This window comes from Pseudomonas sp. LBUM1646 (genome assembly GCF_059716165.1).
This window is the reverse complement of record NZ_CP166810.1, coordinates 2,040,487-2,060,131: the sequence shown is the minus strand read 5'-3', so window position 1 is coordinate 2,060,131 and position 19,645 is coordinate 2,040,487. Positions and strand designations below refer to the sequence as shown.

Annotated in this window: 18 protein-coding genes and 1 tRNA gene; 7 read left to right on the top strand and 12 right to left on the bottom strand. The window is 57.9% G+C overall.

Annotated elements, in window-relative coordinates; genetic code table 11:
• The first annotated feature begins 82 nt into the window (after nt 1-82).
• A complete protein-coding gene (locus tag ACA071_RS09275; protein WP_497644047.1) occupies nt 83-829 on the top strand; it encodes a 3-oxoacyl-ACP reductase family protein in 747 nt (248 codons plus the stop codon).
• A 63-nt stretch (nt 830-892) separates the two neighbouring features.
• Here ACA071_RS09275 and ACA071_RS09270 read toward each other — a convergent pair whose 3' ends face one another.
• Nucleotides 893-1,588, bottom strand: coding sequence for an HAD-IA family hydrolase (locus ACA071_RS09270; protein WP_149656861.1), 696 nt, complete (start codon nt 1,586-1,588; stop codon nt 893-895).
• Nucleotides 1,589-1,838: 250 nt separating this feature from the next.
• Between ACA071_RS09270 and ACA071_RS09265 the strand changes: the two genes are divergently transcribed.
• Nucleotides 1,839-6,638 (top strand): RHS repeat-associated core domain-containing protein, encoded by a 4,800-nt coding sequence (locus ACA071_RS09265; RefSeq protein WP_497644046.1) that lies wholly within the window; start codon nt 1,839-1,841, stop codon nt 6,636-6,638.
• A complete protein-coding gene (locus ACA071_RS09260; protein WP_497644045.1) occupies nt 6,635-7,063 on the top strand; it encodes a DUF6896 domain-containing protein in 429 nt (142 codons plus the stop codon). Before ACA071_RS09265 ends, ACA071_RS09260 begins: the two co-directional genes overlap by 4 nt.
• Nucleotides 7,064-7,142: 79 nt before the next feature.
• Here ACA071_RS09260 and ACA071_RS09255 read toward each other — a convergent pair whose 3' ends face one another.
• The 5 genes from ACA071_RS09255 to ACA071_RS09235 all read right to left on the bottom strand — a co-directional run bounded on the left by ACA071_RS09255 (nt 7,143) and on the right by ACA071_RS09235 (nt 9,218).
• On the bottom strand, nt 7,143-7,361 hold the full coding sequence (locus ACA071_RS09255; RefSeq protein ID WP_497644043.1) for a hypothetical protein: 219 nt from the start codon (nt 7,359-7,361) through the stop codon (nt 7,143-7,145).
• Nucleotides 7,362-7,447: 86 nt separating this feature from the next.
• Complete coding sequence (locus tag ACA071_RS09250; protein WP_497644042.1) at nt 7,448-7,609, bottom strand: hypothetical protein; 162 nt, start codon at nt 7,607-7,609, stop codon at nt 7,448-7,450.
• Nucleotides 7,610-7,738: 129 nt separating this feature from the next.
• Nucleotides 7,739-8,161: a hypothetical protein gene (locus ACA071_RS09245; protein WP_497644041.1), complete on the bottom strand. Its 423-nt coding sequence runs from the start codon at nt 8,159-8,161 to the stop codon at nt 7,739-7,741.
• A gap of 171 nt (nt 8,162-8,332) precedes the next feature.
• A complete protein-coding gene (locus tag ACA071_RS09240; RefSeq protein WP_133836672.1) occupies nt 8,333-8,704 on the bottom strand; it encodes a bacteriocin in 372 nt (123 codons plus the stop codon).
• Nucleotides 8,705-9,029: 325 nt separating this feature from the next.
• Nucleotides 9,030-9,218 carry a hypothetical protein gene (locus ACA071_RS09235; RefSeq protein ID WP_169370831.1) on the bottom strand — a complete coding sequence of 63 codons (189 nt, stop codon included), beginning with the start codon at nt 9,216-9,218 and terminating at the stop codon, nt 9,030-9,032.
• 277 nt (nt 9,219-9,495) lie between these two features.
• On the opposite strand from ACA071_RS09235, the gene ACA071_RS09230 reads away from it, so the two are divergent.
• Nucleotides 9,496-10,194: a hypothetical protein gene (locus tag ACA071_RS09230; protein WP_497644040.1), complete on the top strand. Its 699-nt coding sequence runs from the start codon at nt 9,496-9,498 to the stop codon at nt 10,192-10,194.
• 41 nt (nt 10,195-10,235) lie between these two features.
• Here ACA071_RS09230 and ACA071_RS09225 read toward each other — a convergent pair whose 3' ends face one another.
• From ACA071_RS09225 to ACA071_RS09215, 3 genes are all read right to left on the bottom strand, one after another.
• On the bottom strand, nt 10,236-10,556 hold the full coding sequence (locus ACA071_RS09225; RefSeq protein ID WP_462049193.1) for a YbjQ family protein: 321 nt from the start codon (nt 10,554-10,556) through the stop codon (nt 10,236-10,238).
• 347 nt (nt 10,557-10,903) lie between these two features.
• Entirely contained in the window at nt 10,904-11,086 is a 183-nt protein-coding gene (locus ACA071_RS09220) for a hypothetical protein (protein WP_497644039.1), read from the bottom strand.
• A 313-nt stretch (nt 11,087-11,399) separates the two neighbouring features.
• Nucleotides 11,400-11,489 (bottom strand) — tRNA-Ser (locus tag ACA071_RS09215).
• Nucleotides 11,490-11,797: 308 nt separating this feature from the next.
• Here ACA071_RS09215 and ACA071_RS09210 point away from each other — a divergent pair.
• From ACA071_RS09210 to ACA071_RS09200, 3 genes are all read left to right on the top strand, one after another.
• Complete coding sequence (locus ACA071_RS09210) at nt 11,798-12,487, top strand: crotonase/enoyl-CoA hydratase family protein (RefSeq protein ID WP_497644038.1); 690 nt, start codon at nt 11,798-11,800, stop codon at nt 12,485-12,487.
• Between the two features lie 214 nt (nt 12,488-12,701).
• Complete coding sequence (locus tag ACA071_RS09205; RefSeq protein WP_169370873.1) at nt 12,702-13,424, top strand: 1-acylglycerol-3-phosphate O-acyltransferase; 723 nt, start codon at nt 12,702-12,704, stop codon at nt 13,422-13,424.
• 312 nt (nt 13,425-13,736) lie between these two features.
• Entirely contained in the window at nt 13,737-14,708 is a 972-nt protein-coding gene (locus ACA071_RS09200) for a magnesium and cobalt transport protein CorA (protein ID WP_497644037.1), read from the top strand.
• Between the two features lie 79 nt (nt 14,709-14,787).
• Here the strand turns inward: ACA071_RS09200 and ACA071_RS09195 are convergent, their stop codons facing one another.
• The 3 genes from ACA071_RS09195 to ACA071_RS09185 form a co-directional block, all read right to left on the bottom strand.
• Nucleotides 14,788-15,510 (bottom strand): amidotransferase, encoded by a 723-nt coding sequence (locus ACA071_RS09195; protein ID WP_497644036.1) that lies wholly within the window; start codon nt 15,508-15,510, stop codon nt 14,788-14,790.
• Between the two features lie 95 nt (nt 15,511-15,605).
• Nucleotides 15,606-17,750, bottom strand: a complete 2,145-nt coding sequence (locus ACA071_RS09190; RefSeq protein WP_497644035.1) for a 3-hydroxyacyl-CoA dehydrogenase NAD-binding domain-containing protein — start codon at nt 17,748-17,750, stop codon at nt 15,606-15,608.
• Between the two features lie 24 nt (nt 17,751-17,774).
• Nucleotides 17,775-18,980 (bottom strand): acetyl-CoA C-acetyltransferase, encoded by a 1,206-nt coding sequence (locus tag ACA071_RS09185; protein WP_497644034.1) that lies wholly within the window; start codon nt 18,978-18,980, stop codon nt 17,775-17,777.
• Nucleotides 18,981-19,645 lie beyond the last annotated feature (665 nt).

Genomic DNA, 19,645 nt, shown 5'->3' with positions numbered 1-19,645 from the left:
ACAGTCTACCCAGCGGGTAATGCGAGGCCGATACTCGACTCCATCAACAAGGCAGCCCGCCTTGAATTTTCCGGAGATCGATATGACTACTCAGAACCTCAGCGGCAAAGTGGCTTTGATTCAAGGTGGCTCACGCGGTATCGGCGCTGCCATCGTCAAGCGCCTGGCCGCTGAAGGCGCCGCGGTTGCCTTCACTTACGTCAGCTCCACTGCCAAAGCTGAAGAATTGCAAAACAGCATCACCGGTAACGGCGGCAAAGCCCTCGCCATTAAAGCCGACAGCGCCGACGCCGAAGCCATTCGCAACGCCGTGACTGCTACCGTCGAAGCCTTTGGTCGCCTGGACATCCTGGTCAACAACGCCGGCGTGCTGGCCGTCGCACCGCTGGAAGATTTCAAGCTCGAAGACTTCGACCAGACCCTGGCCATCAACGTGCGCAGCGTGTTCATCGCCACCCAGGCCGCCGCCAAACACATGACCGAAGGCGGCCGCATTATCAACATCGGCAGCACCAACGCCGACCGCATGCCTTTCGCCGGCGGTGGCCCGTACGCCATGAGCAAATCGGCGCTGGTCGGCCTGACCAAAGGCTTGTCCCGCGACCTCGGCCCACGGGGCATCACCATCAACAACGTGCAACCGGGCCCGGTCGATACCGACATGAACCCGGCCGACGGTGACTTCGCCGATAGCCTGATCCCGATGATGTCCGTAGGTCGTTACGGCAAAGCGGAAGAGATCGCCAGTTTTGTCGCCTACCTTGTCGGCCCCGAAGCGGGTTACATCACCGGTGCCAGCCTGTCGATCGACGGTGGTTTTGGCGCTTGATGGACTAGATCGCTGAAACAAAAACGCCGGCAATCATTGCCGGCGTTTTTTTATGCCTGGTTTTCAGGCCCATTCAAGCGCTGGCAAGCCACAGGCACTCGGCGTGAACGCCTTCAACGTACGAAGAATGCCATCGGCGTGTGCGTATTTTTCGTCGGCCATGGCCGCATCCGGGATCGCAATCGCGGTCATCCCCGCCGCTTTCGCCGCCGTGACACCAAACGGCGAATCCTCGAACACCAGGCAGTCCTCGGGTGCGACACCCAGGCGTCGTGCGGCCGTCAGGAAAATATCCGGCGCCGGTTTGGCCGCACCGACTTCAGGGTCATCGGCGGTGACAATGAAGTCGAACAGCGCAAACCAGTCGCGGTGCAACGTGGTTTTCTGGCCAAACGATTGACGGGAAGAGCTGGTGCCCACCGCAATCGGAATGTTGTTGGCCTTCAAGTGCCGAACCAGCTCCTCGGCGCCCGGCATCGCCAGTGCCTTGGGGAAACGCTCGCGCATCAGGGGCTCGCGGATCACCAGGAACTCTTCGGCGGTGATCGGCAAATCCAGCGCCTCGACTACGTAGCGCGCCAGGTCACCGGCGCCCCGGCCAATGATGTTCTGTTTGACGCTCCAGTCGAAGGTCCGGCCATAACGCTCGGCAATCATCGACGTGACCTCGGTGTAAATGCCCTCGGTGTCCAGCAGCAAGCCATCCATGTCGAAAATCACGGCTTTGATCGGGCCAAGCGCTTTCAGTGGTGCATTCATCGCATCTGATCCGTTTTTAATGACATCCCAGGCGGCTCAGGTACGGCCAGTACTCGGATCGATTAAAGGGTTCAGCAGCATAACGAGCGCGGCTGGCATAGGGCAACGGGCAATGCCCTGTGGATGAAAAAACCTACAACCATGATTTAGCGATTATCCCTACAGCAAACACCTCCTTTCCTGACTTCTTTCCTCGCTGATCCTGCGCAAAGTCTGGCGCTTCCAAATTGAAGCGCGCGAGTGACTGCGAATGTTCGACCCCAATGGACTCCTGGCCCTGAACAACACCATCGGCTTGCTGGTGGTCGCCGCCATGAACCCGGAGCGACCTGACATCGAAAGCTTGCTCGGTGAGTTCCGCCTCTGCCTGAACGACTACGAAGGCTGGGCGGAAAACTTCTGGACCGGCTGGGCACTGGACGTCGAACAGGTGTTCAAGGTTGGCAACGACGTTCAACTCAGCGCGCCGCTGAACTCCACCAAACCGGTCAGCGCTGTCGTTACCCAGTGCCCCGCCGAAGGTCCTTTGACCTTGGTGCATATGTTCGAGGCCGCGCGCTTCGTGCCGATCGGCAACACGCCGGTGATGCTCGAACCGGTGATCGCGGATCGCAACGGCGAACTGACGTTTGGCGAGCCTATTCACGAGACCATCGGCCCGAGCGGCATTCTCGAAGTTTCCGATTGCTCGCGGGGCCAGCGTTATCGCATCACCTTCTTTCCCGATGTTTCCGCCGAGCACGTCAAGGTGCTCTACGCCTCGTATCAAGGCTTGATCAATGAACTCGAAAGCTGGCTGCGTGCCGAGTGGAGCAATGAGTTCGAGCCAATGTGGACCGAATTCGCCAGCGCCGGTTTCCTTGAGCGCTACGGCCTGCTGCAAGAGGCGAATTGGCTGGGTGTCGGGAATTCACTGCAGGGCGTTTGGGATGACGTGAAACAGGTCTACGCCCTGCTCGCCGACCTGCAAGCCAACAGTGAAAAGTTGTTGGAGTACCTGAGCCAGGCCGAATTGGACGCGCTGCTCAATGCCTCCGCAGACGCCATCGCCAATGGCTTGCTGGTGCTCAGCGATGAGCCGCTGCTGTTCATTCACCTCGCTGCGTTTACCAGTTGGCTGAGAATGCTGCCGCCGCAATTCGTCGCCGAGGTGGTGGCAGAAATTCGCACAGACCTGCTGATCGCTTTCCTACTGGCGCGGGTGACTGGCACGTTAGGCGTAAAGCGGGGTTTGAGCGCCAAAGTGCTGGGCAAAATCAAATCCCCACGGGCGCGGCAATGGCTGGCGGCCGCCACCTTGCGCCTGGCCGAACTGACCACCGAATCCAGGCTGACCGCCCACGCAGGTGCGTTCAAACCGTTGGCGGTCAATGCGCGCCATGCGCCGTTGAACCCGACGCCGACGTTGCCGTTAGAGATCCGCAGTGGTGAGTCACCGGTCCTGGTGGTGAAAAATCCGGCCCCTATCGCTCGCGATAAAACCGACGCGCAAACCCGAATGGTCCGGCACGAACCCCATGACGATGCGCCGGATCAGGCGAAAAACCCCAACGGCGATAGCGCCGATTGCGGGCCATTGACTTGCACCAACGGGTGCCCGGTGTCGATGGTCACCGGCGAAGAACTGCTGACCCTGACCGATGGTTCTCTCGACGGGTTGCTGGCATTTGATTTCACCCGGCTGTATCGCACCAGTGCGGTGGAACTGGATTGCGGGCTGGGCTGGGGCTGGAGTCACTCCCTCGCCCATCGACTGGAAATCGATGGCGATTGCGTTATCTGGATCGACCATGAAAACCGCCGTACGACATTTCTGCTGCCGAGTGTCGAGCGCCCGACGATCCATAACAGCCTCTCACGAGCGGCGATTTATCGGGGAGATGAGCCGCAGGAACTGATCGTTGCACTGGCGGCTGAGACTCCAAGGTTTTACCACTTTCATAACGGGCGACTGACGGCGATCAGTGATGCCTATGGCAACCGGCTACACATCATCCGAGATCGCCAGGATCGCATCCAGCGCCTCGACAACGGCGCCGGGCGCTCACTGCTGTTGTGTTACGAGCGCCGGCACCTCGTCGCCGTCGAGTACCAGACGTTTCACCCTGCCTCGGCGCTGAGTGACGCCTGGCGTACAGAACAAACGCTGGTTTCCTACCGCTACGACGCCCGCCATCACCTGATCGAAGCGACCAATGCCGCTGGCGAAAGCGAACGGTATGACTACGACGACCAGCACGTGATCCTCCAGCGGCAACTGGCCGGCGGGGCGAGTTTCTTCTGGGAGTGGGAAAGGTCTGGAAAGGCTGCGCGATGTGTCCGGCACCGGGCGACCTTTTCGCAGATGGACACCGCTTACGTCTGGGACGACCAGGGCGGCGTTGTGGTTAAAAACGTCGATGGCAGTGAAGAAGTTTACGCCCATGACGACGAGGCGAGGCTGGTGCGCCGGGTCGAACCGAGCGGCGGAGAGCACCTCAAGTCTTACGACGATAAAGGTCGGTTGATTGCCGAGCAGGATCCGTTGGGGGCGATTACCCGCTATCGCTACGACGAGGTCGGACGCCTTGTTGCGCTGATTCCACCCGAAGGCGAGCCGACGTCCTACGAGTATCGCAATGGTTTCCTGCATGCGCGGTGTCGTGGCAAAGCGGTGTGGAAGTATCAGCGTAATGCTCAGGGTGATGTGACTGAGGTGACCGATCCGGATGGGCAGGTCACCCATTATCACTACGATGCTCAGGGTCGGCTGCTGTCGATCCGTTATCCGGACACCAGCCGGCTTGTGTTTGTCTGGAACGGTTTGGGGCAGCTGGTCGAAGAAACGTTGCCGCAGGGTGGTCGGCGACACTTTTCCTACGATGCGCTGGGCCGGCGGATTACCAGCCAGGACGAACATGACGCCGTTACCCGCTACCAATGGGACGCCGTCGGTCGACTGATCCAGACGACACGTCCCGCAGGGGCGACCCGCGCTTTCAGCTACAACGCCTACGGAAAAATCACCGCCGAACGGGACGAACTCGGCCGCATCACCCGTTACGAATACGCCGACGACCTGCATCTGGTCAGCCGCCGGATCAGCCCTGACGGTACCCAACTGAAGTACCGCTACGACAACGTGCGATTGCTTCTGACGGAAATCGAGAACGAATCCGGCGAAAAATATCAGCTGGACTACACCCCCAGCGGTTTGATCCGACAAGAAACCGGCTTCGATGGCCGCCGTACGGCTTACGCCTATGACCTCAATGGAAATCTGCTGGAGAAAACCGAGTTCGGCGACGACGGCTCTCAGTTGTTCACCGGCTATCTAAGGGATGCGACAGGCCGGTTGCTGGTCAAGGCGCTGCCTGACGGGACGACGGTTGAGTATCGCTACGACAGCCTCGGCCGACTGGTCAGTGTTGATGACAGTCACGATCATCCGCTGGAGTTCGAATACGACCGTCAAGACCGGCTGATCACCGAGCACCAGGGCTGGGGCACCTTGCGTTACGGCTATAACGCCTGCGGCCAACTCAACCACATTCGTCTGCCCGACAGCAGCAGACTCGATTACCACCACGCCAAGGGCGGCGTGCTGACGGCCATCGACCTGAATGGCGCGCGGCTGACGTCGCATACGTTCTCTGCCGGTCGCGAACAGCACCGCCAACAGGGCCTGTTACTCAGCGATTACCAATATGACGAGCAGGGTCGCTTGAAAGCCCACTCCGTCAGCCAACAGCGACAACCGCTGTACCGACGCGATTATGCCTACAGCACCAACGGCAATCTCGACCACATCGCCGACACTCGCCACGGCCAACGCAGCTACCAGTACGACCCGCTCGACCGCCTGATTCGCGTCCGCCACTCCCGCGACCACCTGCCGGAAAGCTTCGCCCACGATCCAGCAGGCAATTTGCTGATGCAGGACCGTCCGGGAGCGGCGAAGGTTCTGGGAAACCGCCTGCTGATGCAGGGTGATCGGCATTACGACTACGACGCCTTCGGCAACCTGATTCGTGAACGGCGTGGCACCGCGCAAAAACTCGTCACCGAATATCGGTATGACTGCCAGCACCGACTGGTTGGCGTTACGACCCCGGACGGACGTTGCTCGAACTATCGCTACGACGCCTTCGGGCGCCGCATCAGCAAAACCGTCGATGGAAAAACCACCGAGTTCTTCTGGCAAGGCGACCAGATCGTCGCTGAAAGCAGTCACGAGCATTACCGCAGCTACGTTTACGAACCCGGCACCTTCCGCCCATTGGCCATGCTCGACGGCAAAGGCCCGCGCCAAGCCTGCCCGTTCTACTACCAACTCGACCACCTCGGCACCCCTCAGGAACTGACCGACTACAGCGGCGAAATCGTCTGGGCCGCGCAATACACCGCCTACGGCCGCCTGACCCGCCTGAACCGCGATACCCATCAAGTGCTGGATCAACCGCTGCGGTTCCAGGGGCAGTACTTCGATGCGGAGACGGGGCTGCATTACAACCGGCATCGGTATTACAACCCGGATGTTGGACGGTATCTGACGCCGGATCCGGTGAAATTGGCCGGGGGGTTGAACGGGTATCGGTATGGGGTTAATCCGACAGGGTGGGTTGATCCGTTGGGGTTGAATGAGTGTCCGGGTGGGGATGGGTGTAAGCGGCCGGGGATTGGGGAGGAGGATCCGGCTGCGGAGGTTGGGGTTGATGAGGGGGAGCCACATTTACCTGATGTGATTCATGGCGTAGACGCAAGGACCCTGAATAGAACGCATGCAATTTCAGGCAAAGGTTCTACAAAAAAAGTAGAGAGTTTCTCAAAAGATATGCGTAACGATGGTTTTGACGCTAGATTTCCTATTGAAGTAGCCGAACACGATGGCAAGCTTTATATACTTGACGGACATCATCGAGCCGCAGCTGCAAGACAAACATTGACTAGCGTGATAATAAAGCTTGTGAAAGACATCAGAGGACACGATGGAACCCTCAACAGCATCGAAGAGGTTTTAGAGTCTGCGAATAACGTTGGCCATGACAGACTGGAGCATCGGAGAAGATGAGTTACAGAAACGTCCACTTAGAACAGCTTATCGTCGATTTTCTATCTAAAGTAGATAAGGCTACTGCATTACTTGAGGATAAATTTGGTACTCGATGCATTTTGAGGCTATGGCGCACTAACAAGATAGAACGATGCGGAACGATCGTTGACAACATAACCTATGAATTACATGGAGTAGGCTGCGCTATCTATTTACCAGAAGCCTGTATAGATTTTGATTATGGCCCGAATGGAAGGACTGACGGTTTCGATGTTTGGCGTCTATATATGTATGCGTGTGAACTACCGCTTCAGTACAAAAAATACACTGACAAAAAAATCCTAGAAGCCGAATTCGAAGAATATATTTCAATAGAAAAAATTGAAAAAATATTGCCAGGCACCGATGGGCTTTATGTGATTAAAGGGAATAGATTTATTTGAATCCGTACGAACGGTGGATCGATTAACCAGCGCACTAGCATGGGGTGCTAGGGGTCGAGTGGCTCAACCCCTATATCCCTCAACTCGGCTCCCCCGACCCATCCTCCCCCGCAATATCCGGATCATCAGGACTCGCTTCAACATCCCCGCGCTTCACATCATTATCCGGAACCTGCTCAACCCCCGTGTCATCCTCGTCATCAGGCGGACGCTGATCACGACTCAGGGAATCAGTAGGAGAAGGCAGTGGGTATTCCGGCGTTTCATCAATGTCAGCGACTTTCGGATCAGCGTTCATTAAGCACCTCTCGAAGGGCCTGAAAAGCAGGCCCTTGTTCATTCGAGGAAGCGGCTATGCAAGCGTTCGTCCCAGGGGACGATCGGTCAATCTTCGTCTGAGTCTACCTCTTCATACTCGGTGTTGCCCACATCCCCCGCATCATCGGAATCGTTGAGCGGCACCGTTGCATCGTCCATCAACGAACCCGGATCTTCATTACCAGGATCGTTGAGTTCGTCAGCATCATCTTCGGCTTCAAGCGTCATGGCGCGCCTCACATAGTTTGGGGAGTGTATGAAGTTCGAGGTGTCCCGCGACCAAACGTTCCAGAGCCCTGCCCACAGAAACGAAAAACCCGGCGCCGGGCCGGGTTTCTGCTGTCAGTCGATGCTGAATCAGTGATGCTTGTTCTTGTGTTTATTCTTGTGTTTATGGCCGCCACCGGAATGGGAACTGCCGCTGTCGCTGCCCAGGTTGTTGCCGACTGCGCCACCCGCCGCGCCGCCAAGGCCTGCGCCAATGGTGGAACCGGTGGAGCCGCCAAGACTATGGCCGACGACCGAACCGCCCGCCGCGCCGACACCACCTCCGATCGCCGCTTCTGTGCGGCTGCCCTTGCGTGCGCCGACTGCGCTGCCTGCCGCGCCGCCCACACCCGCGCCGATCGCTGCGCCGGTGCTGCCGCCCATTTGCTGGCCGACTACGTTACCTAACGCGCCGCCAAGACCGCCGCCGACTGCCGCGGTGCCGTCACCGGCCGCCATGGCACCTTGAGCGACCAAAAGGCCCAAAACCAACGTGGACAATGTCAAACGCATGATATGAACCTCAGAATTTCCGTATTGGGGGAGCACAACTATCTCAACCTGCCACTACAGTACCCGCTAACCGAGCGAGAGCTTGTAAGAGATTGGAGACAGATTCGCAAAAAACGTTCCGAAGCGAAAAAGCCCGGCATTACGCCAGGCTTCTTTTGCTGACCCTCAGAATCAGTGGCGCTTGTGGCCCTTCGACAGGTTGGTACCTACCGCGCCGCCCGCTGCGCCACCCAGGCCGGCGCCGATGGTTGCACCGGTCTTGCCACCCAGGCTGTGGCCGATGACCGAACCACCTGCCGCGCCGACGCCACCGCCGATGGCCGCTTTGGTGCGGCTACCCTTCGGAGCGGCAATGGCACTGCCTGCCGCGCCCGCTACGCCAGCACCAATCGCTGCGCCGGTGCTGCCGCCCATGTTCTGGCCGACGACATTACCCAACGCGCCACCCAGACCACCGCCGAGCGCGGCAGTACCTTGACCGGCAGCCATCGCACCTTGAGCAACCAAAAGCCCCAGAACCAGAGCAGGCAGTGTTAAACGCATGACGAAAACCTCAAAAATAGGGGGAAACGAAAAGGCGGAGATTGAATGCTTTAGCGAAGGCAAAGTCCAGACACAATCAGGCGCAACCTCGCTATAGGCAACGGTTGGACAGTATTTATGGAAAAGGTTTTATGACGGGCAAAAAAAAGCCCGCTGGGGTAACGGGCTGGAATATTGCTTTCTAACGGATGAGTTGAGACTACGTAAGACCTTGTGAAAAGTTTGTGAAAGAAAAAGCGCGATTTGAGCTGTAGGGCCTTTCCCAAAACCTTGCCCACCAAGTATGAAAAACCCCGCTCAATGGCGGGGTCTGCTTTGCTACCGGTTACTTCCTGGAAGGCGCTGCCACTTTGGGCAGAAACTTCGACCTCGTTGCTCGAGGCGCCGCCGATTTGATCTTGCCAGTCTTGACCTGATCCTCGCCAAAGCCAGCCACATACTCCGTCTGGCCACACTGCACGCAATTGTTGATTGGAAACTCAGCCCCGTCGTCTTCGATATACGGATCCGCCATCTCTTCGCCCCTTTCAAAACAGGGTCGATACCGGCAAGCCCTAATTTGCCTGAAAAATATCGACCACCAAGGCTTTTGAGACTAGCCGGTCATTACTGGACTTGTGATTCAGATCGCCCGGTGCCCGACGAATGGCCGACGTCGGCGTCGTACAAAGCAGGTCGCGCAATAAACAAAAACACACCACCTGTCCCGCCAGGCTCAAGATTTTCGCCTACAGGCCGTTGCCCTTACTCCTACGTAAAAAACTCAGGGAGAGAACATGGAAATCAAGGGAATGCCGTTGCTGATCAACACCACGCCCATCACGCTCACCCCCGAGCAGATCGCGGCCGGTAAAGCAGGTGGCGAAAAAATAAAGGAGATGATCGACTCCGGCGCCATCGACATGAAAAACCCTGAAGGCAAGCCGCTGACGCCTGGCGTCATCTATCACCCGAGCAATCCGTCGCCGTCACAGCCCACCGAACCAGGAACGCCCCTGGTCGCTGTCATTACCTATATCGGCCGCACCGAGCCCACCAAAGACTTTCCGGCTGCCCGTGACCGTCTGATGGCAGCCCATGACAACCTCAAGACTACCTACATGCAGTTTCTGGACGATCTGAAAAACATCGACCCGGCACTTGAGGAAAAAGACTTCGGTTTTACCGTCGATCCACAAGGCCAACTCAAGGCCACGTCCCTCTCCGGCTCGATCAGCGCCGAGGACCTTACCCGTCTTTCCGACTACATGAATCAGTCTGGCGCCTTGAAAGATGCCGCCAACGAATACGCTAAAAGTTCGTTCGATTTTGTGAAGGAGGACAGGGAGTACCTGGGCACGGGTGGCTTTGTTCTGAACAAGGACAACTTCGAAAAAACCATCGACCTCGGCCAGTTGTTTACCTATCAAAAGTCGGGAAACATGAACATGAGCAACTATTTTTTCAACCAGGTCTACACCAAGGGCGAGCGCGCCCCGCATACCGTCTGATCAGCCTGACGACGCCCGTGCGCTGACCGCCACGGGCTGTCTCATCTCAACTTGACCGCCGTCCCGGTCACAAACACCACCACCATCCCACCCTTGCCGGCCGGCATACTGATCTCGAAATCCAGCCCCACCACCGCATCCGCCTGCAACGCCCGCGCCCGCTCCTTGAGCTCGTCGGTCGCCTGGATGCGCGCCTCCTTCAATGCACGCTCCAGTGTCTGCGAACGCCCACCGAAAAAATCCCGCATCCCGGCGAACATGTCGCGGATCACGTTAACGCCCTGCACCGACTCGGCGCTGACGATGTCCAGGTAGGCGGTGATTTGCCGGCCTTCGATGGTGTGGGTTGTGGTGGTGATCATGCGGTTTCCTTGTTCATGGATAGTTACTCAAGGCAACTTGGACAAATGCTCAGCCAACGCCTCAAACGCCGGCAAGGTTACCGGATCATTGGCCGAGTTACTCGCCACTGGATGCGGTACACAACCATCAGTCGATTCCGTCCGATGGGGCCAGCAGTCTAGAACAGGCGAGATGGAGTTCGCCTCGAAACGAGGCTTTAATATCGCGAAAGTTTGAATATGCCCGGTCAAATCGACTCGATGATGCGTCCCATCACGCCACTCAATGGCGAGAGTATGTTTACCAACAACTGGCTAAACGCTCGCAATGCGAGATTCATTATTCATCTAATTACAGGGCTGGAAGCTTAAAGAAGCTTAATCAACAGAGCAGTGACGGTCGCTACCGCTCCAATCAACCCAGTTGCAACAGCCACCGGATACCAAAAAGTTTCACGGGTCATCTTTCCCGCTTCAGCATTCAGCTTGCGCTGCTCCGCCATCAACTTGACGATTTCCACGTGAATCTTTTCCAGCTCGGCCTGTTCCATGGTGAGTTCCTGCATAGCGTGCGTCTTTCCGTCGGTCCGGGTAGAGGGGTGCGCCGTATACGCTGCCCTTTGATTCATTTTGTACCCGGAAGGCATAAAACGAACAGCCCCACCCCGAGGCAGCTCATTTGAGGTGCCAAACCTATCAAAGCCCCCCGACCACCTGTCTTTCCAGCCCCCCTTCCTACACCACCTTCGTTTTTCCTACATCAGTTTCAGAAGCGTCTCTAAATGCCCTATCCAAAACCCAGACCCCAGAAACCACAAAACCCCTGACTTCTCTCGAAATCAGGGGTTCTGGTTACATCGAATTTGGCGGTGAAGGAGAGATTCGAACTCTCGATACAATTTCTTGTATACACACTTTCCAGGCGTGCTCCTTAAGCCACTCGGACACTTCACCGTATCTCTTCAAACATGTTCTGTCTGTCGAGGCGCGCTAATGTAGTCGAAAGCTTTTCCGATGGCAAATATTTTTTTCAGAATTTTCATGCGGTTAGCGATTCAGGCGCTGCGGCAGGTTCCGGGGCATGGCAAACCCGCCAATCTCCGGCGTCGCGCCCTCTCCTATATAGAGGGGAATGCGCGGCAGGCGTGGCGGGCTACGCTTGCACAGCGGGGAAAGCATGACCGGCGGGTCAGTCACGGCGCTTTACCTGGCCTGCGTCGGTGGGTAACGTCTGCCTCAACTTTCATACAAGGAATAGCGTCATGAGTGAGTTGATTTCCTACCACCTCGAAGACGGTATCGCGACCCTGACGTTGAGCAACGGCAAGGTGAATGCCATTTCGCCGGACGTGATTGCTGCGTTTAACGCTGCGCTGGATCAGGCGGTGACTGATCGTGCGGTGGTGATCATTACCGGTACGCCGGGGATTCTGTCGGGCGGTTATGACTTGAAGGTGATGACGGCCGGGCCTAAAGAAGCCGTGGCGCTGGTGACGGCCGGTTCTACGCTGGCGCGTCGTCTGTTGTCGCACCCGTTTCCGGTGATCGTGGCGTGCCCTGGGCATGCAGTGGCCAAGGGTGCGTTCCTGTTGTTGTCGGCGGATTACCGCATTGGTGTCGACGGCCCGTTCAGCATCGGCCTGAACGAAGTGCAGATCGGTATGACCATGCATCACGCCGGGATCGAGCTGGCCCGTGATCGCCTGAGCAACTCGGCGCTGCATCGTTCGGTGATCAATGGCGAGATGTTTAATCCGCAGAGCGCAATTGCTGCGGGTTTCCTCGATGTCGTGGTGTCGGCGGAGGAGCTGCAAGGTGCAGCGCTGGCAGCGGCGCGTCAGTTGAAGAAGATCAACATGACCGCACACAAGAACACCAAGCTGAAAGTGCGCAAGGCGCTGCTGGAGACGCTGGACAACGCGATCATCCAGGATCAGGAACATCTGGGTTAAGCCCACGCCAGCTTCAACGAAAAGCCCGAGCGTCGTGTCGGGCTTTTTCGTACGTGCTCTGTTGAAAAGACTGCAACCGCTCTAGGCCGCGTCTGACCCACAAGTCGGAAACATGCGCTTAAACATCGCCTATCTCCCACCTCTATAGCGGCAATTGCCGAAAACAGTGCACATCCGTACACTGCGCCACCTTTTGTCCCGGTGGGGCCTGTAAATGCTGTTTGTGTTTCGTATGTTATTGATGGGCCTGCACTTTATTCTCGCCGGCGTGCTGGGGGTGATCTTGGGCCTGTGCCGACCGTTCAACCCGGACAACAGCCGTTTATGCGCGCGTCTCTATGCCTGGCCGGCGATGTGTATTTTGCGCCTGCGGGTGAAGACCGACGTCGGACCGTTGATGGACAAGCCCGACAGTTGCGTGATCATCGCCAACCATCAATCCAACTACGATCTGTTTGTGTTCGGCAACGTGGTGCCCCGCCGCACCGTGTGCATTGGCAAGAAGAGCCTGAAGTGGGTGCCGCTGTTTGGCCAGTTGTTCTGGCTGGCAGGCAATGTGTTGATCGATCGCGGTAATGCGCACAAGGCGCGCCAGTCAATGCTGACCACCACCCACACCTTGCAGCATGAAGACACCTCGATCTGGGTGTTCCCGGAAGGCACGCGCAACCTCGGCGAGGACCTGCTGCCGTTCAAGAAAGGCGCATTCCAGATGGCGATTGCCGCCGGGGTGCCGATCGTTCCCGTGTGTGTCAGCAGTTACGTCAAACACATGCGATTGAACCGCTGGCGCAGTGGGAAAATTCTGATTCGCTCGCTGCCGGCGATTCCTACCGCCGGGTTGAGCATGGACGACATGCCGCTGCTGATCGCCCAGTGCCGCGAGCAGATGCGCGAGTGCATCGCCTCGATGGATCGGCAACTGCAAGCCGCCTGAATAAAATCACGCGAGCACGCGCCCTGTAGCAGCTGCCGAGCCTGCGAGGCTGCGTTCGGCTGCGAAGCAGTCGTAAAAAATCAGCCAGCGCGGTGTTTCAGGAAGACCCTGTGCTCAGGTTTGACGACTGCTGCGCAGCCGAAAGCAGCCTCGCAAGCTCGGCAACTGCTACAGAACCCGCCCTGTGCGGGTTTTCTTTTGTCTGCGAAACGCTTGCCGGCGAACTCTGCAGATTTCACTGAATCTGAACAAGCAGAAGGCTAAGCTGCACACTGCCTGCCACTGCCATTGAATAAGAAGTGAACCACCATCATGGGTAGAGTTGTTGCTGCTGCGGTTTATAGCGCCGGTAAGAAAATCACCAATATCACCCTCGATGAAGGCGCAGCCTGGGCCGCCAAGACCGGCCATTTTGTGTGGATCGGCCTCGAAGAGCCCAACGCCCAGGAGCTGACCAACCTGCAACGCCAGTTCAACCTCCACGAACTGGCCATCGAGGACGCACTAGAAAAACACAGTCGACCGAAGCTGGAAACCTTCGGCGATGCGCTATTTATCGTCACGTACTCGCCAATCCGTCATGAAGGCAAACTGGAGTTCATCGAGACTCATATTTTTGCAGGCAAGGGATACATCATCACCGCGCGCAACGGTCACTCGGCGTCCTACGCCCATGTCCGACAACGCTGTGAGGCGCGCCCGTTGTTGTTGGAGCATGGGGAAGATTTCGTGCTCTACGCCATCCTCGATTTTGTGATCGAAAACTACCAACCGGTGGGCGAAGCGATTCATGCCGAGATCGATGAGCTGGAACGCAATGTGTTGTGCAGCGCGCTGAATGAGCACGATATCCAGAAACTTCATAGCCTGCGTCGCGACGTTCTGCGCCTGCGTCGGTATGCGGCACCGATGGTGGAGATCGGTGAAGAATTGCAGAAGCTGAGCTTCCCGTTCATCGACAAGAACATGCGGCCGTATTTCCGCGATGTGCAGATTCATGTGACGCGGCAGATGGAAGACCTGATGACCCTGGCGGATATTGCCAGCCAGACCATCGAGGTCGGGGTGTTGCTGGAGGCGTCACGCCAGAGCGTGGTGCAGCGCAAGTTTGCCGCGTGGGCGGCGATTCTGGCGTTCCCGACGGCGGTGGCCGGGATTTACGGGATGAACTTCCAGAACATGCCGGAGTTGAGCTGGCATTACGGGTATTTCGGGGTGTTGGGGTTTATTGCCGTAGGGTGCGTGAGTTTGTGGGTGAGTTTCAAGAAGTCTGGGTGGCTGTAGTCAAAACCGAGGCGTCAGTGAAATTCGCGGGCAAGCCTGGCGCCTACAGGAGCGAGGCTTGCCCGCGAAGCCTTTAGTTTCAAATCGTCTGAGGCTTGTGCGCCACAAACCGCATCATCCACTCCGCAACCGTAGTGCCGTGATGCGCATGCTCAAGGCTTGCCACACCTTTCGTATAAATCTGCTCCCCCAGATGCTGCTGACGAATCTCCAACAGCGCCCGAGAGTAATCGTGAATGAACTCCGGATGCCCCTGGAAGCACAGCACCTGATCGTTGATGTGGTACGCGGCGAACGGGCAGAAATCGCTCGACGCGATCACGGTGGCGTTTTCCGGCAGCACCGTGACTTGATCCTGGTGACTGATCAACAAAGTCAGCTCTTCCATCACCGGGCTCATCCACGGGGCCTTGGCGGCGAGTTTGTAGTTGTGGATGCCAACACCCCAGCCTTGGGTCGCACGCTCGCTCTTGCCACCCAGCAGCAACGCCAACAACTGATGACCGAAGCACACGCCCAGCAGTTTGTCACCGCGTTCGTAGCGGGTCAGCAAATAGGTTTTGAGGGTTTCAATCCACGGGTCAGTGCCGAAGGAATCGGCCTTGCTGCCGGTGACCAGGTAGGCGTCGTAAGTCAGTTCATCGCTGGGGTAGTCGCCCTGCATCACGTTATAGACGGTGAACTCGGCAGCGATGGGTTGCTGCGAAAACAGGCGCTGGAACATCTGCCCGTAACCCTGATATTGATCGACCAGTTCTGGACGCAGGATGTCGGTTTCCAGAATGCAGATGCGTAACGACATAAAAAATACCTGACACGTGATGGGAATAATGCACACCCCAGAGCCTGCCTTGAAACACGGTGGCAAGGCAAGCCCCGGAATGCGTCATCGGTCCCTTAGAACGTCTCCCCTTTTGCCGCTTTTTCTAACAGCAACGCGGGCGGCGCGAACCGCTCGCCATACTGCTCGGCCAGGTACTGGGTGCGGGCGACAAAGTCTCTTACGCCATATTGATTGATGAATTGCAGCGCCCCGCCGGTCCAGGCCGCAAAGCCAATACCGAAGATCGAACCGACGTTGGCATCCGCCGTCGAGGTCAGCACGCCCTCCTCAACGCAGCGCACAGTTTCGATGGCTTGCACGAACAGCAGGCGATCACGCACGTCCTTCGGCGAAATCTGCCCGTCGGCTTTCTCGAAACGGATCTTCAACTCTGGCCACAGATGCTTTGGCCCTGCGGCCGGGTAATCGTAGAAACCGCCTCCTGCGGCCTTGCCCGGACGCTTGTATTCGTTGAGCAGCAAGTCAATCACGGCGAACGCCGGGTGCTCAATCAGCGGTTTCCCTTCTGCTTGCAGGTCTTTGGCCGTTTGCTGACGGATATGGCTCATCAGGCTGAGGGAAACTTCGTCGGAGATGGCCAGAGGACCGATCGGCATCCCGGCCTTGCGCGCTTCGGTCTCGATCATCGGCGCGCTCACGCCTTCGCCGAGCATGGCGATGCCTTCATTGGTGAAGGTGCCGAACACCCGTGAGGTGAAAAAGCCGCGACTGTCGTTGACCACTATCGGCGTTTTCTTGATTTGCAGGACGAAATCGAAACCGCGCGCCAGGGTTTCGTCGCTGGTGTTCGCGCCTTTGATGATTTCTACCAGAGGCATTTTCTCCACGGGGCTGAAGAAATGCAGACCGATGAATTTCGTTTGATCCGGCACGGCGGTGGCCAGGCCGCTGATCGGCAAGGTCGAGGTGTTGGAGGCAATCACCGCGTCCAGACCGACGACTTTCTGTGCCGCCGAAGAGACTTTGGCTTTCAGTTCGCGATCTTCAAATACCGCTTCAATGATCAGGTCGCAACCAGCCAGATCGGCATCGCTTTCCGTAGTTTTGATCCGCGCCAGCACCGCATCCCGCTGCTCAATGCTCAACTGGCCACGAGAAACCTTCTTGTCCAGCAGCGTCGCCGAATGCGCCTTGCCCTTCTCCGCCGCTGCAATATTGATGTCCTTGAGCACCACGTCGATGCCCGCCGAGGCACTGACGAAAGCGATCCCGGCGCCCATCATCCCCGCGCCCAGCACACCTACGCGCTGAGTGACGTAAGGCGCAAAACCCTGCGGCCGCGAACCGCCAGCATTGATTTCATTGAGCTGAAACCAGAACGTGCCGATCAGGTTCTTCGACACCTGGCCGGTGGTCAATTCAGTGAAGTAGCGGGTTTCGATCAGGTGCGCCGTGTCGAAATCCACCTGGGCGCCTTCCACTGCAGCGCAGAGGATTTTCTCCGGCGCGGGCATGCAGCCCTGGGTTTTGGCGCGCAGGATCGACGGCGCGATGGCCAGCATCTGCGCGACTTTCGGGTTCGATGGCGTGCCACCCGGGATCTGATAGCCCTTCACATCCCAACGCTGCACCGCCGTCGGATTGGCAATGATCCACGCGCGCGACTTGGCCAGCAGTTCATCAGGATTCGCCGCCAGTTCATCGATCAAACCGGCCTGCAACGCCTGTTGGGGCCGGACTTTTTTGCCTTCGAGCAAGTACGGCAGGGCTTTTTCCAGGCCCAGCATCCGCACCATGCGCACCACCCCGCCACCGCCCGGCAACAAGCCGAGAGTGACTTCCGGCAGACCGAGTTGCACCGAAGAGTTGTCCAGCGCCACGCGGTGATGGCAGGCCAGGCAGATTTCCCAACCGCCGCCCAGCGCTGCACCGTTGATCGCGGCGACCACCGGTTTGCCGAGGGTTTCCAGGGTGCGCAACTGCCCCTTCAACGTCAGTACCATGTCGTAAAAGGCTTTGGCTTCGGGTTTGCCGACCTTGATCAGTTCATTGAGGTCGCCACCGGCAAAGAAGGTCTTCTTGGCCGAGGTGATGATCACGCCGGCGATGCTGTCCTTTTCGGCAACCAATCGGGCGACGCAGGTGGCCATGGCTTCGCGGTAGACCGCGTTCATGGTGTTGGCGCTCTGGCCCGGCATGTCGATGGTCAGGACGACGATCTGGTCCTGACCTTTTTCGTAACGAATGGCTTCAGTCATGAAAGGTTTCCTTGAAGTCGAGGCTCAGAGGCGTTCGATGATGGTGGCAATGCCCATGCCGCCGCCGACACACAGGGTCGCGAGGCCGTAGCGCAGGCGCCGGGTTTCCAGTTCATCGAGCAGGGTGCCGAGGATCGCGCAACCGGTGGCGCCCAGCGGGTGCCCCATGGCGATCGAGCCGCCGTTGACGTTGACTTTGTCCGGGTCGATGGCCATGTCCTTGATGAACTTCAACACCACCGAGGCGAAGGCTTCATTGACCTCGAACAGGTCGATGTCTTCGACCCGCAGCCCAGCCTTGGACAAGGCTTTGCGGGTGGCCGGCGCCGGGCCGGTGAGCATAATGGTCGGGTCGGTGCTGGTGACCGCCGTGGCGACGATCCGCGCCCGTGGCTGCAAGCCCAGCGCTCGGCCCTTGGCCTCGGAGCCGATCAGCACCAGCGCCGCACCGTCGACAATCCCGGAACTGTTGCCCGGCGTGTGCACATGATTGATTCGTTCCACGTGGCTATAGACCCGCAGCGCCGTGGCGTCGAAGCCCATTTGCCCCATCATTTCGAAACTCGGTTTGAGTTTGCCCAGCCCTTCCATGGTCGATTCGGCGCGGATGAATTCATCGTGATCGAGCAGGATGATGCCGTTCTGGTCCTGCACCGGCACCAGCGATTTGTGGAACGAACCGTCCGCCCGGGCCCGCGCGGCTTTTTGCTGGGAGTGCAGCGCGTAGGCATCGACGTCCTGACGGCTAAAACCCTCGAGGGTGGCGATCAGGTCGGCGCCGACGCCTTGCGGCGTGAAATGGCTGTGCAAGTTGGTTTCCGGGTCCAGCGCCCAGGCGCCACCGTCACTGCCCATCGGCACCCGGGACATCGACTCGACACCGCCGACCACCACCAGATCTTCGAAGCCAGAACGGACTTTCATCGCGCCGAGGTTTACCGCTTCGAGCCCCGAGGCACAGAAGCGATTGATCTGCAGACCGGACACGCTGACGTCCCAATCGGCCACCTGCGCCGCAGTTTTGGCAATGTCGGAGCCTTGATCGCCGATCGGCGTGACACAACCGAGCACCACGTCATCGACCTGGCTGGTGTCGAGCGAGGTGCGTTGCTGCAACGCCGTCAGCAACCCGGCCACCAGGTTCACCGGTTTGACGCTGTGCAACGCGCCATCGGCTTTGCCTTTGCCACGGGGCGTGCGTAACGCGTCGAAAATCAAAGCTTCGGTCATGTGGTCCTCGAACTTGATGGTAATTAAGTACGAAAGATCAAAAGATCGCAGCCTGCGGCAGCGTCTACAGGGTGAACACCCTTCCAACGTAGGGGCTGCCGCAGGCTGCGATTTTTTGATCTTGAATGAACTAATACCTTATGCCGAGCAGCGATGGATTCAATGACCGCAACGCTCACCGACGTTGACGGTCACGCTCAGACGGACGGTAGTCAGCTATCGGATTAACCGATTCAGGTGACGAAGCTGTCTAGCCAAAGGGCGCCCAAGCAGCTGGCAATAAGCCTCATGCCTTTTTAAGCGCTTTTAACGCTCACACCATACGAAATGGATCTAAACCAAGCGTGACGCGGGCTCTAAGGTGAACATGTACGAAGTTGTCGTCGGGTTTTGCCGAGGCACTCGTCCTACAGGAAGTGCAGCGCTTTGCCGTCATGGAGATATGCAGGCAGGCATCAGGAAATAACAAAAAAGGCGGTCAGCCATGTTCAAGCATTCGAAAGTACGTCAAGCCGGACTCATCCTATTCGCCACTACGCTGTTGTTGATTTTGCCGAACCTGACCAAGGTGATCGGCTAGTCGCTGGCAAAAAAACAGCGCAAGGATTTGCTATCGCCTCATAAAAATGTGACTGGCTCGCTACCCGGGCCAGCGTGGGTGTGCC